Origin of the sequence: Pseudomonas sp. p99-361 (assembly GCF_003935475.1) — a bacterium.
GTDB lineage: Bacteria > Pseudomonadota > Gammaproteobacteria > Pseudomonadales > Pseudomonadaceae > Aquipseudomonas > Aquipseudomonas juntendi.
Window position 1 is genome coordinate 1 of sequence record NZ_RHQO01000060.1, and the last position, 16,361, is coordinate 16,361.

Sequence of the window (16,361 nt, forward strand, 5' to 3'; positions counted from 1 at the left end):
GCGGCGCTCGCTCTAACAGGCGCTGCATACCTTGTGGCAAACACCTGTCAGCCCTGATGCGATCCCCGTGGGAGCTGACTTGCCGGCGATCTGGCCAACACAGGCGGCAGCTTATTTGACGATCATGCCCACCCCACGCCCCCGTGGATCAGAGGCCGTCTCCAGCTTTGCCCCTTCTACCCGGATCGCCTGGATATCCCCCATCTCCCAGCCCTGGTCTTCCAGCACATACCCCATCTTCTTCAGGCCGTCAGCCACAGGCCCGGTCAACGGTGCATAGCTGTCGAAGTAGATGGTGTCCTTGGGCAGCAACTGATGGTGCACACGCTGCGCCGCCACCGCCTTGTCCAATGGCATGCCGTAGTCATACAGGTTGTTCATCACCTGGAAGATCGAGGTAAAGATCCGCGAACCACCCGGGGTGCCGATCACCAGCTCGACCTTGCCGTCACGGGTCATCAGGCTGGGGCTCATCGACGACAGCATGCGCTTGCCCGGCTCGATCGCGTTGGCATCACCGCCGACTACGCCAAAGGCATTGGCCGCCCCCGGCTTGGCGCTGAAATCGTCCATCTCGTCGTTCAGCAGGAAACCCGCCCCTTTCACCACCACGCCGCTGCCGTAGTCGAGGTTGAGGGTGTAGGTGTTGCTGACCGCGTTGCCGTGCTTGTCGACGATGGAAAAGTGCGTGGTCTGGTGCGGCTCCAGCCCGGGCTTGACCTTGTCAGTGTCGGAAATGGCTTTCGGGTTGACCTGCGCAGCGCGCTTGGCCAGGTAGTCCTTGGCCACCAGTTTATCCACCGGCACTTGGGTAAAGGCCGGGTCACCGAGATAGTCGGCGCGGTCGGCGAACACGCGCTTCTCGATCTCGGCCAGCAGGTGGATGTACTGCGCCGAGTTGTGCGCCACCCCTTTGAAGTCCGCCGCGCGGTCTTCCTTGATGCCCAGCAACTGAGCCAGGGCTACACCGCCGGAGCTGGGTGGTGGCGCGGTATACACCACGTTGCCACGCCAGCTGACGGCCATCGGCTCACGCCATACGGCCTTGTAATCCTGCAGGTCTTGTTTGGTGATCAGGCCCTTGTCGGCCTGCATCTGCGCCACCAGCAAATCGGCAGTCTTGCCCTGGTAGAACTCGCTGACGCCTTTGTCGGCGATACGCTCCAGGGTCTGGGCCAGTTCGGGCTGCCTGAACAGCTCGCCAACCTTCATGTTGCCGAAGTAATCGTTGAAGTTGGTCGCAGTCTTGAACATGCCCTGTGCATCGTTGCGGTACTGGTACTGCTTTTCCGCGACCTTGAAGCCATTTTTCGCATAGCCGATGGCCGGGGTCAGCAGCTCGCTCCAGGGCAGCTTGCCAAACTTGCGATGCGCCTCCCACAAGCCCATCACCGTGCCGGGTACGCCAGCGGCGCGCACCCCGACCAGGCTGAGGTTCTCGATGACCTCACCCTTGTCGTCCAGGTACATGTTGCGCGTGGCGGCCTTGGGCGCCACTTCGCGGTAGTCGAGGAAATACGGCTTGCCGTCGACGAACAGGGTCATGAAACCGCCGCCGCCGATATTGCCGGCCTCGGGGTAGGTCACCGCCAGGGTGAAGGCCGTGGCCACGGCGGCATCGACTGCGTTGCCGCCCTTTTTCAGGATATCGGCGGCGACCTGTGCACCATATTGATCGGGGGCAGCCACTGCACCGCCTTCCAGATCCGCAGCGTAAACCGAGGAACAGCTCAGGATCGCGGTTGCGAGAGCCAGGTACTGAAACGGGACAATACGCATGACACTTCCTTGGTGTTGTTTTTGTCGAGCAGTCAGTAAGGCCGATGCGCATGGACTGTGCAATCGCCCGCAGGGCGTTTCGCCGCCCGTGGGCAGGATTTGTCGCGTTCAGGCAAATCAGCAGGCGTACATGGCCAGCTTGCGCTGGATGAAATCCAGAAAGCACTGAATACGCAGGGCCAGCTGCGTGTTGCGGTAGTACACCGCGTGAATCGGTTGCCGGTAACCGTTGTTGGCTTCACCCAACAGCACCTGCAAGCGCCCGCTGCGAATGTCTTCGTGGGTCATGAAATGCGACAGGCTGACGATGCCCTCCCCGGCCAGCGCCAGCTGGCGCAGGGTCTCGCCGCTGGAAGCGAGCAACGCGGGGCGGATGCCGAAGCGGTCACCCTGGGCATGGCGTAGCGGCCACTGGTTGAGTGAGTCGGGTTGGCTGAAGCCAAGCAGGCAGTGGTTGGCCAGGTCCTCGACACGCTGGGGCGTCCCATGCTGCGCCAGGTAGGCGGGGCTTGCCAGCACCTGCACCGGGCTGCAGCCGAGGTTGCGTGCATGCAGGCTGGAGTCGGCCAGTTCGCCGATGCGAATCGCCACGTCGGTGCTGTGCTCCAGCAGATCGATGATCAGGTCGTCGGTGTTCAACTCCAGCTCTATGCCCGGGTACTGGCGGCGGAACTCGCCGATCCACGGCACAATGGCATGCAGCATGAAAGGGGCGGCAGCGTTGATTCGCAGGCGCCCGGTAGGGGTCTGGCGGTTCATCGACAGGCGCTCTTCCATGTCGTCCATCTGCTGCAGGATCAACCGCGCGCGGTCGAGGAAAAAACGCCCTTCCTCGGTGAGGTCCATACGCCGGGTGGTGCGATTGACCAGAGTGGTGCCCAGCTTGCCCTCCAGGCGCGACAGCGTGCGGCTGACGGCGGACGGGGTCTGGCCCATCTGCTCGGCAGCGGCGGAGATCGAGCCGCAGTCGATGACGGCGACGAACACCTGGAGTTCTTCGGATCGGGTTTTCACATTCGGGCCTGTGATAGGTCTGTGCAAGGATCAGATAATCGCATGTCCAGGCCAAGTGCGGCTGCTCCCACCTCACCCGTGGGAGCAGGCCAGCCCGCGAAGAGGCCAGTACAGGCAACCCATCACGCTGCCTTGCCGAACACCTTGTCCAGATGGGCCTCATAAGCTGCCAGCGCCGCCGGCACATCCGGGCGCTTCATCACATCTGTTGCCAGGAAAGTCGGCAGGCCGGTCATGCCAAGGAATTGGTTGGCCTTGTGGAACGGGAAGTACACCGCATCCACGCCTTTGCCTTCAAAGAAATCGCTCGGGTCATCGAAGGCCTGCTGCGGCGCGTTCCAGGTCAGCGACAGCATGTATTGCTTGCCGTGCACCAGGCCACCGCTGCCGTACTTCTGCGTGTGATCCGAGCGGGTGCGGCCATCGTTGGCGTAGAGGCTGCCATGGCCTGCGGTGAACACTTCATCGATGTACTTCTTCACCGTCCACGGCGCGCCCATCCACCAGCCCGGCATCTGGTAGATGATCACATCGGCCCAGAGAAACTTCTCGACCTCGGCCTGTACGTCGTAGCCACCGTCGATGAACGTCTGCTGTACATCGAAACCGGCGCGGTCCAGGTGGGCGATGGCCGCTTCGTGCAAGGTCGTATTGAGGCGGCCATCAGAGTGAGCGAACTGTTTACCACCATTGAGCAGAAGAATCTTTTTCATGCTGGCCTCCCCGGCCGAGTCAAAATTTGATGTCGGCAGGTTAGAGGTTCGCAGGGGCGGGATACAGAAGTCACCGGGCAAAATACAATTGACCAGAAGTCACGAATCAACATCACATTATTGCCGTAGAATCGGTTCACCACCTCTCACCGAGTAGCGCCCCATGACTGAGCAGATCGCCTTCATCCTCAAAGCCAAGACCCGCCCGGAAATGGCCGATGCGTTCGAAAACCTGTTCCGCCCTTATGTCGAGCCAAGCCGCCAGGAGCCAGGTTGCATCGAGTACCACATGCTGCGCGACCAGCAGGACCCGAGCCTGTTCGTGTTTTTCGAAGTGTGGGCCGACCAGGCCGCGCTGGATGTGCATTCGGCCCTGCCGCACATGGCCGCCTTCTTCGAAAAACGCATGGACTACCTTGAGCGCGATTTCGATATCCAGCAGGTCGACATGCTCAGCGCATCCAGCGCTAACCGTTGATCAGCAAGTGGCCGCCCAGTGCGGCCAGGCCGATGAAGAAACAACGCTTGAACAGCAACGCGCTGATGCGCTGACGCAACCACTGCCCGGCCAGCATGCCGAGCAAGGCTGGCGCCAGCATCAGCAGTGAAGCACCCAAGGCCTGGACACCGAGGGCATCCTGCCCGGCCAGGCCAACAGCCAGTGCCAGGGTCGAAACCGTGAACGACAGGCCCAGCGCCTGGATCATCTGCTCGCGGCTCAGGCCCAGGCTCTGCAAGTAGGGCACCGCAGGTATCACGAATACGCCGGTTGCCGCCGTGATTACCCCCGTCACCAGCCCGCACGCAGGCCCCAGCCAACGCTCGTGCGCCGCTGCCAAGCGCAAGCCCGGCCCAACCAGCCCGTACACCGCGTACGCCAGCAAGGCCGCACCCAACGCATGCGCGGCCCATGGCCCGCTGTCGATGCCCAGCCAGGCACTGCCCAGCAAGGTGCCAATGAAGATCAGCGCCAGCATCGGGCCCAGCCGCACCAGCAACGCTCGCAGGTGCCCGCCGCTGGCCAACTGCCAAAGGTTGGTGAGGGTCGACGGCACGATCAGCAGTGCTGCAGCCTGCGCCGGAGGCATAGCCAGGCCCAGCAGGCCCATCGCGATGGTGGGCAGCCCCAGGCCGATCACGCCTTTCACTGCGCCGGCCAGCAGGAACGTCAGCACCACCAGCAGCGACAGAGCAGGGCCCATGTTGTGGTAGAAAGCGAGCAAGGTATTCATGGGCCGATAATGGCCCGTGGCGGGCAGGCTGAAAATCTGCCATACCCTTAGCCAGACTCTTGCGCAGGCAGAGGCACATGCATTTTGACCTGATCGACCTCAAGCTCTTCCAGCACACCCTGGAGTGCGGCAACATCACCGCCGGTGCCAGCCGCAGCCATCTGTCGCTGCCGGCAGCCAGTGCGCGCATCCGGGCCATGGAAGCGTCGCTGGGCATCCCTTTACTGCAGCGTAACCGCCGCGGTGTTCAGCCGACCCCGGCCGGCCAGGCGCTGTTGCCGCATGCCCGCCTGATTGCCCAGCAGGTCGAACGCCTGCAGTTCGACCTGGGCCAGTACGCGCAGGGGCAGCACGGCCAAGTGCGCCTGCTGTGCAACACCGCAGCACTTACGGAGTACCTGCCTGAACTGGTGGCCGGTTACCTGGCTGAAAACCCCGGCGTCAGCGTGGACATACAGGAACTGCCGAGCCTGCGCATCGTGCAGGCGATTACGCAAGGCATGGCAGACCTTGGCATTGTTTCATCAGCCGCGCCTTTCGGGCACTTGCAAACCCGGCCGTTTCGTGACGACCCACTGGTGCTGGTAACGCCGCCTGGCCATCCGCTGGCCAGCGAGGTTGCCCCCAGCTTCATCGACAGCCTGGCGCATGGTCATGTCGGGCTTGGAGCAGGCAGTGCATTGGCGTTGTACCTGGAGGAACAGGCATTGCGGGAAGGGCGGCGCATGCAGGTGAGAGTGCGGGCCGAAGGGTTTGATGGCGTGATCCGCATGGTTGCAGGCGGGGCTGGGGTCGGGGTGGTGCCACTGGCGGCGGTGAAGCGTTGGCAAGGGCTGTTGCCGCTGCACTGGGTAGCCCTGGCGGAACCCTGGGCCAACCGCCGGTTGCTGGTGTGCGCGCGGGACTTTGCGGCGTTGCCAGGGTATGCGTCGGGGTTGGTTGACCGGCTGGTGGGAGCAACTGTCTTGCTCAATTACTAAAAGCTGGCGCGGTCCCTGTAGGAGCGGGCGCGCCCGCGAACACCGGCGCAGCCGGTGCCATGCACTGCGTTGGATTCTTCGCGGGTTTACCCGCGAAGAAGGCTCACACACAATGGCGCCATGACGCCCCACTAAAAAGGACTGTCCAGTGGCCTCGATCTACCAGCTCAAACCACGCTTCCAGGCTTTGTTGCGCCCGGCCGTGCAACGCCTTCACGACCGAGGCGTCACCGCCAACCAGGTCACTGTCACCGCTGCCGTGGTATCGCTCCTGGTGGGCCTGCTGCTGGCCGCCCTGCCGCACATCACCTGGCTGTTCATCCTGGTACCGATCTGGATGCTGCTGCGCATGGCGCTGAATGCCGTCGACGGCATGCTGGCCCGGGAGTTCGGCCAGCAATCAACCCTCGGTGCTTACCTCAACGAACTCTGTGACGTGATTGCCGATGCAGCGCTGTACCTGCCCTTCGCCTTGTTGGCCGGGGTGTCGCCTGCGCTGGTGGTGCTGGTGGTGCTGTGCGCCACCTTCAGCGAGTACGCCGGTGTCATGGGCCCGCTGGCAGGCGCCTCGCGGCGCTACGACGGGCCTATGGGCAAGAGCGACAGGGCCTTCGCCTTCGGCGTGCTGGGCACCGGCGTCGCCTTTGGCCTGCTCGATGGCGCCTGGATCAACGGCCTGTTGCTGGTCATCCTCGCGCTCTCGCTCTATACCCTCTACAACCGGGTTCGCCAGGGCCTGGCCGAAATCCGCTGAGCCTATCGTCGCCGCAAAAGGACGTTGACCATGCGCCAAGCGCAAGCGCTGCACTTTCCCACCCATGACGGTGTCGAGCTGCATTACCGTCATTGGCCTGCCACCCGCAACGAACACCAGCCACGCCGCGCCGTGGTGATGTTCCACCGGGGCCATGAGCACGGCGGGCGCATGGCCCACCTGGCCGATGAGCTGGACATGCCGGGCTACGACTTCTTCGCCTGGGATGCCCGCGGCCACGGCCGCTCGCCAGGCGCGCGTGGCGACAGCCCGGGGTTCGCCACCAGTGTGCGCGACGTGCAAACCTTCATCGAACACATCCAGGCCCACCACGGCATCGCCGAACAGGACCTGGTGGTACTGGCACAAAGCGTCGGCGCCGTGCTGATCGCCACCTGGGCCCACGACTACGCGCCCAAGGTGCGCTGCCTGGTGTTGGCCTCGCCAGCGTTCAAGGTCAAGCTGTACGTGCCGTTTGCCCGCCCAGGCCTGAAGCTGCTGAAGGCCTTGCGCGGCAATTTCTTCGTGAATAGCTACGTCAAGCCGCGCCTGCTCACCCACGACCCTGAGCGGGTGATGTCGTACGTGGCCGACCCGCTGATCAGCCGGCCCATTTCGGTAACCATGCTGCTGGGCCTGTACGAGGCCGCCGACCGCGTGGTGGCCGACGCCCAGGCCATCCAGGTGCCGACCCAGTTGCTGGTGTCCGGGGCTGATTTCGTGGTCGAGCGCCAACCGCAAGAACGGTTTTTCGACCGGCTCGGCAGCACACGAAAGGAGATGCACATACTGCCCGGGTTCTTCCACGACACCTTGGGTGAACGTGATCGGGCCCATGCCCTGAGGCGCATCGAACGGTTTGTCGACCATTGCTTCGCCAGCCCCGCCGCGTTGCCCTCACTGCTGGATGCCGACAAGACCGGGGCCAGTTGCGCCGAGGCAGAAAGCCTGGCTGCGCCGCTGCCGCGCAACTCGCCCCGCGACCTTTACTGGCGCGCCACCCGCGCTGGCTTGAGCCTGGGCAAGGGGCTGTCTGCGGGGGTGAAGCTCGGGTTTGACACCGGCTTCGATTCTGGCAGCACCCTCGACTACGTGTACCGCAACCAGCCGACCGGCAAGGGCAAACTGGGGCGCCTGATCGACCAGAACTACCTCGACGCCATCGGCTGGCGTGGCATACGCCAACGCAAACTGCACGTCGAGCAATTGCTGCGCCTGGCCATCGCCCACCTGCGTGAACAGCAACGGCCCGTGCACATTGTCGATATCGCGGCCGGCCATGGCCGCTATATCCTCGAAGCCCTTCAAGGCCTTGAGCAGTTGCCAGATTCGATCCTGCTGCGCGACTACAGCGAACTGAACGTTCAGCAAGGCAGCGCGCTGATCCGCGAGAAGGGCCTGGCTGACATCGCCCGATTCGTCCAGGGCGACGCCTTCGATCGCCAGAGCCTGGCCACACTTGAACAGCCCCCAACGCTGGCCGTGGTTTCGGGGCTGTACGAGCTCTTCCCCAGTAACCAACTGGTGGGCAATTCCCTCGCCGGGCTGGCCGACGCCATAGAGGATGGCGGCTACCTGGTCTACACCGGCCAGCCATGGCACCCGCAACTGGAGATGATTGCCCGCGCCCTCACCAGCCACCGCGGTGGCGAGGCTTGGGTAATGCGCCGGCGCAGCCAGGCCGAGATGGACCAGCTGGTTGAGGCCGCGGGCTTCCGCAAGCTGGCCCAGCGTATCGATGAATGGGGCATTTTCAGCGTCAGCCTGGCACAGCGGGTGCGCTGAGTGAGCCCGCCACGCGAGCACGGGCTGATTCGCCGGGGTGTGTTATGGCTTCTGCTGCTGGGGCCGTTGTTCTTCCTCAGCTATGGGCTGGCGAACAATTACACGGCTGGGCGCAGTGATGTAGGCAGCCTGGTGTTCGGCTGGGAGCACGGCATGCCGCTGTGGCCCTGGACGATCATCCCGTACTGGTCGATCGACCTGCTGTACGGGTTGTCCTTCCTGCTGCCGCGCACACGCCAGGAAATGGACCGCCACGCGCTGGCGCTACTCAGCGCACAGGTGATCAGCGTCTGCTGTTTTCTGCTGTGGCCGCTGCGGTTCACCTTCGAGCGGCCGGGCCTGGACGGGCTGTTCGGCTGGCTGTTCGATGTGTTGATGGGCTTCGACAAGCCATTCAACCAGGCGCCTTCGCTGCACATCGCTTTGCTGGTGATCATCTGGGCGATGTTTGCCCGGCATGTGCAACGCCAGCCCTGGCGGTGGCTGATGCATGGCTGGATGGCGCTGATCGGGGTGTCGGTGCTGACCACCTGGCAGCACCATTTCATCGATGTGCCCACGGGGGCGCTGGCGGGGTTTGCCTGCCTGTGGCTGTGGCCACAGCAAGGGCGCCTGCCCTTTCAGGCGGTCCGTCTTGCTCAGGATGCCAAGCGCTGGAAGATTGCCGCTTGTTATGCCTTGGGCGCGCTGCTGTGTGTACTCCCTGCCGCTGCGATGAGCGGGGTTTGGCTGTGGTTGAGTTGGCCGGCGGTGTCGTTGGGGCTGGTGGCGCTGAACTACGCCGTGTTCGGGGCGGGTGGTTTTCAGAAGGGTGATGACGGGCGCTTGTCGCCTGCAAGCCGGTGGCTGCTGGCACCCTATCTGGCGGGCGCATGGCTCAATTCGCGGTTGTGGACCCGGCGCCATCCACAGGCCGACGAGGTGTGTGATGGTGTGTACCTGGGGAGAATCCCAGGGCGCGACACGCAGTTCGCTGCAATTGTTGATCTGTGCGCAGAACTGCCGTGTAACGCAAACCATTGTAGGAGCGGCCTTGTGTCGCGAAAGGGGCGCGAAGCGGCCCAGGGTTTTCAGCTTCGCAGCAGAAACTGTCGGGGCTGCTCCGCAGCCCTTTCGCGACGCAAGGCCGCTCCTACGACGATCGCGTCAGCCCTTGACTATCAGTGTTTCGCTACCCTGGATCTGATAGCGCCAGACGTTGCCCTGCTACAGCAGGCCGCCAACGCCATCGAACACCTGCGCGCCCAGGGCCCGGTGCTAGTGTGCTGCGCTTTAGGCTACTCGCGCAGCGCCAGCGCCGTGGCCGCGTGGCTGCTGCTCTCCGGCCGCAGCAGCGACGCCCAACAGGCAGAAGCGCTGATTCGCCAAGCACGCCCCGGCATCGTACTGCGCAACGCGCATCACCAGGCTCTTCAGCAACTGGGAGCACAGCCATGAACCTGCGCGTGGCCGCCAGCCTGCTGGGCCGAGGCCAACAGCTGGAGCGCCTGTCCGACGGCCTCACCTTGCTGGCCCTGGCGTATGGCCTTGCACCGCTGCTCAATGCCCCACTGCATCCGCTGGCGAGCCTGCTGTGCAGCGTGCTGCTGGTGCTCGGCGTGCTCCACAAATACTGGGCCATCCGCGTGGCTATCGATGCCGAACTGTTTGCCCACCTGGCCAATAGCGCAGACCTGCCGGCTGACACCCAGGCCCTGGACCGCGCCCTGTTCGAACTGAAACTCAAACCACAGGCCACCGACGGCCGCGCCTGGCCTGCCCGCAGCCGGGCCGCACTGGGCCTGTTGCGCCGTCAGGCCGTATGCCTGGGCCTGCAGCTGTCGCTAGCCTTGGCTACCCTGCTGACACTGCCTTTGAAGGGATGACCACCTGCCTATGCTCGCCAACCTGACTGCTTACGTCATCACCTCGGCCGCCCGCCTGATTACCGGTGCCCGCGCCCTTTGGCTGGGGTGCTCGGCGCTGCCGGTGCAGCGCCTGTATTTCGCCAACCACAGCAGCCACGGCGACTTCGTGCTGCTGTGGGCCTCGCTGCCGCAAGGGCTGCGCCAACGCACGCGCCCGGTGGCCGGCGCAGACTACTGGGCCAGGCCGGGCATCCGCGACTTTCTTATCCGCAAGGTCTTCAACGGGGTACTGATCGAGCGCCAGCGCAGCGAAGGGCAAGGCAGCCCTTTGCAGCCGGTGTTGGACGCGGTGGCCCAGGGCGACTCGCTGATCTTCTTCCCGGAGGGCACGCGCAACCTTGGCGACGAACCGCTACTGCCCTTCAGAAGCGGGTTGTATCACCTGGCAGCCGCCCACCCGCAGGTCGAACTGGTACCGGTCTGGATCGCCAACCTCAACCGGGTGATGCCCAAAGGGCGCGCCTTGCCATTGCCGTTGCTGTGCACCCTGAGCTTTGGCGAACCGCTGCACCTGCACGCCGATGAAAGCAAGCAGGCGTTTCTCGAGCGGGCCAGCCAGGCCCTGCTGAACCTGGCCCCCAAGGATGCCTGACATGGACAACAACACCCTTTCCCTGTTTGCCGGCATCGGCGCCCTGCTGCTGCTGGCCAGCGTGGTCGGCCGCCTGCTCAAATGGCGCGCCGGCCCGGCGCCGCACGCCGTGATCGACAACCTCAACGCCCGCATCAATGCCTGGTGGGTGATGGTGGTGGTGATCGGCATTGCCTTTGTGTTCGGCAAGTACGGTGTGATCGTGCTGTTCTACGGTGTGTCGTTCTATGCCCTGCGCGAATTCATGACCCTCACCCCTACCCGGCGCAGCGACTACCCGGCACTGGTGGCAGCCTTCTACGTGGCACTCCCGGTGCAGTACGTGCTGATCGCCATGGACTGGTACGGCCTGTTCAGCATCTTCATCCCGGTGTACCTGTTCTTGCTGCTGCCGATACTCGCCAGCCTGGGCGGTGACACCACACGGTTCCTCGAGCGTGCGTCAAAAGTGCAATGGGGCTTGATGATCGCCGTGTACTGCGTATCGTCGGTGCCGGCCCTGATGACCCTGGACATCCCCGGCTACGAGGGCCGCAACCTGCTGCTGATCGCCTGGCTGATTCTGGTGGTGCAACTCAGCGACGTGCTGCAGTACGTGTGCGGCAAGCTGTTCGGCAAACACAAGGTGGCGCCCAACCTGTCCCCCTCCAAGACCGTCGAAGGCCTGGCCGGCGGCGTAGCGCTGGCCACCTTGATCGGCGCCCTGCTGTGCTGGATCACGCCCTTCAGCTTCTGGCAGGCCGCGCTGATGGCCTTGGCCGTGAACGCCATGGGCTTCTTCGGCGGGCTGGTGATGTCGGCTATAAAACGTGACCGTGGGGTGAAAGACTGGGGCCACATGATCGAAGGCCACGGCGGCATGCTCGACCGCATGGATTCGGTGTGCTTCGCAGCGCCAGTGTTCTTCCACTTTGTGCGGTATTGGTGGGCATAGCGCGACCAGACAGCTGGACGTCGAGCCCAGGCAACTGCGGCTCGGCCGATGGCCCTATGGTGACCAGTCATTTAGCCAGTCACCAGGAGTTGTGCCATGTCCGATTTCATCACCGTCCTGCGCGAAACCTGCCCCACGCCGGTCGTGGACGCCACCAAGTGGAAGCGCATCGGCGGCGATCCGCACACCGTCAACCTCAATGCCTACCTGTCGGCCGACGGCAGCAAGATCATGGGCACCTGGATCTGCACCCCGGGCAAGTTCGAGGTCAATTACGATAAGTGGGAGTTCTGCCACTTCCTCGATGGCTACTGCATCATCACCCCGGAAGGCGAAGAGCCGAAGCACCTGAAGGCGGGTGATGTGTTCGTCATTGAACCGGGTATGAAAGGCACCTGGGAAGTGGTCGAGACCGTGCGCAAGTATTTCGTCTTCGCCTGATCAGACACTCTACAACTAACTCTGTGGGAGCGGGCGCGCCCGCGAAACAGGCAGTGTGGTAGATGGCACCGGCTTTGCCGGTGTTCGCGGGCATGCCCGCTCCCACAGGGTTATGTGGCGCCTGGAGAATCGGGGCAAAAAAATCGCGGGGCAAGTGCCCTTCCCTCTGGTGCGCAGTTACAGAGGGAAGGCCACCTGGCCCGCGATGAAGCCCACCTCTTGCGTCAATCTTTCTTGCGATACCCCTCTACGATAGCCGAGAAGTCCTTGCCACCCTCGCCACGCAAGCTCATGGCCTGATACAACTGCTGGGCCACAGCCCCCAGGATCACCGGCTGGTGTGCCTGGCGCGCCGCTTCGGTCGCCAGCCCCAGGTCCTTGAGCATCAGTTCGGCGCCAAAGCCACCGGTATAGCCACGCGATGCTGGCGCGGTTTCGATAATGCCCGGCCATGGGTTGTAGGTATCCGAGCTCCAGCAACGCCCGGTCGAACTGTTGATGATGCCGGCCAGCACCTGGGTATCGATGCCCAGCGCATTACCCAGCGCCATGGCCTCGGACACGCCGATCATCGAGATTCCCAACAGCAGGTTGTTGCAGATCTTGGCGATTTGCCCGGTGCCCACCTCGCCGCAGTGGACGATATTGCGGCCCATCTGCTCCAGCACCGGCTTGAGGCTGGCGAACAACTCGGCGCTGGCACCGACCATGAAGGTCAGCGTGCCGGCTGCCGCACCGCCGGTGCCACCGGACACCGGCGCATCGCCCATGTCCACGCCCTTGGCCGCTGCAGCCTTGGACACATCACGCGCGGTCTGCGGATCGATGGTGCTGCAGTCCACGGTGGGCGTACCGGCACGAATGCCGGCCAGCACGCCATCTTCGTTCAGGTATACGCTGCGCACATGGACAGCGGCAGGCAGCATGGTGATCACCAGCTCGCTGTTGGCCGCCGCGTCCTTGGGCGACGGGCTGATCTGCCCACCCAGTTCGGCCAGCTCGGCGAGTACAGCCTTGTTCAAGTCGAACAGGTTCAACTGGTGCCCGGCCTTGATCAGGTTGCGGGCCATGGGCGCGCCCATGTTGCCCAGGCCAATGAATGCGATACGCATGAGGAACTCCTTAGCGCAGGCTGATGGTGGTGTTCACGCCGTCGTTGACGCTGTCGTCGTCGAACCAGCGGGCAGTGACAGTCTTGGTCTGCGTGTAGAACTGCACCACTTGCTTGCCGTATGGGCCAAGGTCGCCGAGCTTGGACCCACGCGAGCCAGTGAAACTGAAGAACGGGACCGGCACCGGGATCGGAATGTTGATACCCACCTGGCCCACGTCGATCTCGCTCTGGAACTTGCGCGCGGCCGCCCCGCTTTGGGTGAACAGGCCGGTGCCGTTACCGAACGGGTTGGCGTTGACCAGGGCGATGGCCTCGTCGAGGGTATCGACCTCCAGGGTCACCAGCACCGGGCCGAAGATTTCCTGGGTGTAGACCTGCATGTCAGTCTTCACACCCGAGAACAGGGTTGGGCCAACGAAGTTGCCGTGCTCGTAACCCGGCACCGTGACGTCGCGGCCATCGAGTTCCAGCTTGGCGCCTTCCTTGATGCCGCTTTCGATCAGGCCCAGCACACGCTCCTTGGCGCGTTTGGAAACCACCGGGCCGACATCGGTGCCTGGCTCACACCCGGCATTGACCTTGAGCTTGCTGGCTGCTTCCTTGATGTCCGGCAGCCACTCACGGGCCTTGCCCACCAGCACCGCTACCGAGGTGGCCATGCAGCGCTGGCCCGCCGCGCCGAAGGCGGCACCGACCAGGGCATTGATGGTTTGCGTACGGTTGGCATCGGGCAGCACCACGGCGTGGTTCTTGGCGCCCATCATCGACTGCACGCGCTTACCGTGCTGGCTGCCCAGGTTGTACACGTGGGTACCGACTTCGGTAGAGCCGACGAAGGAAATCGCCTTGATGTCCTGATGAGTGCAAATGGCATCCACCACCTGCTTGCCACCGTGCACCACATTCAGCACCCCGGCCGGTACGCCGGCTTCCAGCGCCAGCTCGACCAGCAGCATGGTCGACAGCGGGTCCTGCTCGGACGGTTTGAGCACAAAGGTGTTGCCGCAGACGATGGCCATGGGGAACATCCACAGCGGGATCATCGCCGGGAAATTGAACGGCGTGATGCCAGCGCATACACCGATAGGCTGGCGCAGGGTGTAGGTATCGACACCGCCGGCGACGTTTTCGGCGAATTCACCCATCTGCAAGGTGCCGATGGAAGCAGCGTGTTCCACCACTTCCAGGCCGCGGAAAATATCACCCTCGGCGTCAGCCAGGGTTTTGCCCTGCTCGGCGCTGAGCACCTGGGCAATGCGCTTGGTGTGTTCGCGAATAAGCGCCTGCAGCTTGAGCATGATGCGCATGCGCGCGCCAATCGGGGTGTCTCGCCAGGTCTTGAAGGCACGGTGGGCAGCGGCTACGGCTGCATCGACTTCTTCTACCGTCGCGAACGGTACGCGCGCCAGCACCTCTTGGGTGGCCGGGTTGACGATGTCGCGCCATTCGGTGGTCTTGGACTCGACCCACTGGCCGTCGATCAGCAGCTTCACCTGGTCGACCTTGGTCGGGTTCGGGGATTGCGGTGCGTTCATCTGCGTTCTCCTTGGAATTATTGTCGGGACGAGATCGCCAGCGCCAAGCAAACGCGAGGTGGCGTCCTGAGGCTTGTTTCGAGTATAGATGTGCAAACATCCAACAAGAACGCACAAAAAAACCGGATCATCATGCAAAAAGATCTCACATCCCTGAGCGCGCTCAACTGGGACGATTTGAAGTTTTTCCTTGAAGTGGCCCGTACCCGCAAGGCCAGCAGTGCCGCCAAACGGCTGAGCGTGGACTACACCACGGTGTCGCGGCGCATCAGCTCGCTGGAGGGGGCGCTGGGCACGTTGCTGTTCGAAAAGTCGCGCACCAACGGCTTTGTTCTCACCGCCGAGGGCCAGCGTTTGCTGGGCTATGCCGAGTCGATCGAAAGCACGCTGCACATGGCGTGCGAGCAGGTATCCGGGTCGAGCGTGGCGTTGTCGGGGCATGTGCGCATGGGGTGCACAGAAGGCTTCGGCAGTTTCTTCGTTACCCCGCAGTTGAGCCACTTCGTCGACGCCTATCCGGCCATTTCGGTGGATATCCTGCCGCTGCCGCACTTCATCAGCCTGTCCAAGCGCGAAGCGGATATCGTCATCGCCCTGGAGCGGCCCGAGCACGGGCCTTATGTGTGCTGCAAGCTGTGCGACTACAGCTTGCGGCTGTATGCGACGCAGGACTACCTGGACAGCCATGCGCCGATACGCCAGGTGGCTGACCTGGCCAGGCACCGGTTCATCAGTTACGTGGACGACCTGGCGTTCAGCTCAGAGCTCTTGTACCTCGCCAACCTGATCCCCGGCGCCACTGCGCATCTACGCAGTACTAGTGTGATTGCACAGTACACGGCGGCGTTGCAGGGCCGCGGGCTGGCGATCCTGCCGTGTTTCCTGGCTGCGCAGGATCCACGGCTGGTCACGGTGTTGCCAGAGGACATCGAGGTGACCCGGCAATTCTGGATGTATTGCCGGGAGGACCTGCGCAAGCTGAAGCGGATCACCCTGTTGTGGGATTACATTCGCGGGGTGACCGAGGCGAATGCGCCGTTGTTGATGGGGCAGACCCGGGAAATGCGCTTTGCCCAGCAGTGACGCGGCTCAGTAGGACGCCACCACGATGGACACGCGCCGGTTCTCGGTCCGCCCGGCGCTGGTGCGGTTGTCTGCCACCGGGTGGCTGCTGCCCAGGCCCTGGCTCTGGATGTTCTGCGGCTGCATGCCGACCCCGACCAAGGCTTTGGCCACGCTCTGCGCGCGGCGCTCGGACAACTCCTGGTTATAGGCCGCCTTGCCCGACGAGTCGGTATGCCCGTCTACCCGCACACGCTGGATACCCACGCCCAGCAGTGCCTTGCCGATCCGCTCGACAATCGCCTGGCTCTGGCTGTTGAGGCTGTCCAGGTCACTGCCGAACAACACTTTTCCAGACAAGTCATACGCCCAGCCTTCATCGGTGGGGGTAAAGCCTTCGCGCTTGAGCACGGCAATCTGTTCCGGGGTCAGCCCCTTGGGCGGCGCGCTTTGGCAGCCGGTCAGCGCCAGCACAGCGAGCAACACGGCCCACAGTGGAAAACGTAAAGCCTGTATCAC

The 16,361-nt window shown here is 63.5% G+C and carries 17 protein-coding genes; 10 read left to right on the top strand and 7 right to left on the bottom strand.

The genetic code is table 11. From position 1 onward, the window contains the following. Positions 1–111: 111 nt before the first annotated feature. The 3 genes from ggt to EGJ22_RS20545 form a co-directional block, all read right to left on the bottom strand. Positions 112–1,779, bottom strand: coding sequence for a gamma-glutamyltransferase (gene ggt, locus EGJ22_RS20535; protein WP_029887178.1), 1,668 nt, complete (start codon positions 1,777–1,779; stop codon positions 112–114). A 117-nt stretch (positions 1,780–1,896) separates the two neighbouring features. Next, positions 1,897–2,793, bottom strand: a complete 897-nt coding sequence (locus EGJ22_RS20540) for a LysR family transcriptional regulator (protein ID WP_029887177.1) — start codon at positions 2,791–2,793, stop codon at positions 1,897–1,899. A 122-nt stretch (positions 2,794–2,915) separates the two neighbouring features. Beyond that, positions 2,916–3,506 carry an NAD(P)H-dependent oxidoreductase gene (locus tag EGJ22_RS20545; RefSeq protein ID WP_009683866.1) on the bottom strand — a complete coding sequence of 197 codons (591 nt, stop codon included), beginning with the start codon at positions 3,504–3,506 and terminating at the stop codon, positions 2,916–2,918. Positions 3,507–3,669: 163 nt separating this feature from the next. On the opposite strand from EGJ22_RS20545, the gene EGJ22_RS20550 reads away from it, so the two are divergent. Next, positions 3,670–3,984: a putative quinol monooxygenase gene (locus EGJ22_RS20550; protein ID WP_009683867.1), complete on the top strand. Its 315-nt coding sequence runs from the start codon at positions 3,670–3,672 to the stop codon at positions 3,982–3,984. On the opposite strand, the gene EGJ22_RS20555 is transcribed toward EGJ22_RS20550, so the two are convergent. Beyond that, positions 3,974–4,738 carry a sulfite exporter TauE/SafE family protein gene (locus tag EGJ22_RS20555; protein WP_029887176.1) on the bottom strand — a complete coding sequence of 255 codons (765 nt, stop codon included), beginning with the start codon at positions 4,736–4,738 and terminating at the stop codon, positions 3,974–3,976. The two genes, EGJ22_RS20550 and EGJ22_RS20555, sit on opposite strands and share 11 nt — an antisense overlap. 77 nt (positions 4,739–4,815) lie before the next feature. Between EGJ22_RS20555 and EGJ22_RS20560 the strand changes: the two genes are divergently transcribed. The 8 genes from EGJ22_RS20560 (at position 4,816) to EGJ22_RS20600 (ending at position 12,131) form a co-directional block, all read left to right on the top strand. Beyond that, positions 4,816–5,718 (top strand): LysR family transcriptional regulator, encoded by a 903-nt coding sequence (locus EGJ22_RS20560; RefSeq protein WP_064314746.1) that lies wholly within the window; start codon positions 4,816–4,818, stop codon positions 5,716–5,718. 148 nt (positions 5,719–5,866) lie between these two features. After that, complete coding sequence (locus tag EGJ22_RS20570; protein ID WP_029887174.1) at positions 5,867–6,472, top strand: CDP-alcohol phosphatidyltransferase family protein; 606 nt, start codon at positions 5,867–5,869, stop codon at positions 6,470–6,472. A gap of 30 nt (positions 6,473–6,502) precedes the next feature. Beyond that, positions 6,503–8,257, top strand: a complete 1,755-nt coding sequence (locus EGJ22_RS20575) for a bifunctional alpha/beta hydrolase/class I SAM-dependent methyltransferase (protein WP_029887173.1) — start codon at positions 6,503–6,505, stop codon at positions 8,255–8,257. Beyond that, positions 8,258–9,694, top strand: coding sequence for a phosphatase PAP2/dual specificity phosphatase family protein (locus EGJ22_RS20580; RefSeq protein ID WP_029887172.1), 1,437 nt, complete (start codon positions 8,258–8,260; stop codon positions 9,692–9,694). Next, a complete protein-coding gene (locus EGJ22_RS20585; protein ID WP_029887171.1) occupies positions 9,691–10,122 on the top strand; it encodes a hypothetical protein in 432 nt (143 codons plus the stop codon). The genes EGJ22_RS20580 and EGJ22_RS20585 overlap by 4 nt, the downstream gene beginning before the upstream one ends. Positions 10,123–10,132: 10 nt before the next feature. Next, positions 10,133–10,756 (top strand): lysophospholipid acyltransferase family protein, encoded by a 624-nt coding sequence (locus EGJ22_RS20590; RefSeq protein ID WP_029887170.1) that lies wholly within the window; start codon positions 10,133–10,135, stop codon positions 10,754–10,756. 1 nt (position 10,757) lies between these two features. Next, the gene (locus EGJ22_RS20595) at positions 10,758–11,690 is read left to right on the top strand and encodes a phosphatidate cytidylyltransferase (protein ID WP_009683878.1); all 933 of its coding nucleotides are present in this window, start codon (positions 10,758–10,760) and stop codon (positions 11,688–11,690) included. A gap of 96 nt (positions 11,691–11,786) precedes the next feature. After that, positions 11,787–12,131: a cupin domain-containing protein gene (locus EGJ22_RS20600; RefSeq protein WP_003251579.1), complete on the top strand. Its 345-nt coding sequence runs from the start codon at positions 11,787–11,789 to the stop codon at positions 12,129–12,131. A 224-nt stretch (positions 12,132–12,355) separates the two neighbouring features. On the opposite strand, the gene mmsB is transcribed toward EGJ22_RS20600, so the two are convergent. Continuing rightward, a complete protein-coding gene (mmsB, locus tag EGJ22_RS20610) occupies positions 12,356–13,243 on the bottom strand; it encodes a 3-hydroxyisobutyrate dehydrogenase (RefSeq protein ID WP_029887169.1) in 888 nt (295 codons plus the stop codon). A gap of 10 nt (positions 13,244–13,253) precedes the next feature. Next, entirely contained in the window at positions 13,254–14,780 is a 1,527-nt protein-coding gene (locus EGJ22_RS20615; RefSeq protein ID WP_029887168.1) for a CoA-acylating methylmalonate-semialdehyde dehydrogenase, read from the bottom strand. A 132-nt stretch (positions 14,781–14,912) separates the two neighbouring features. On the opposite strand from EGJ22_RS20615, the gene EGJ22_RS20620 reads away from it, so the two are divergent. Further along, the gene (locus EGJ22_RS20620) at positions 14,913–15,863 is read left to right on the top strand and encodes a LysR family transcriptional regulator (RefSeq protein ID WP_029887167.1); all 951 of its coding nucleotides are present in this window, start codon (positions 14,913–14,915) and stop codon (positions 15,861–15,863) included. Positions 15,864–15,869: 6 nt separating this feature from the next. On the opposite strand, the gene EGJ22_RS20625 is transcribed toward EGJ22_RS20620, so the two are convergent. Continuing rightward, a complete protein-coding gene (locus EGJ22_RS20625; RefSeq protein ID WP_029887166.1) occupies positions 15,870–16,361 on the bottom strand; it encodes an OmpA family protein in 492 nt (163 codons plus the stop codon).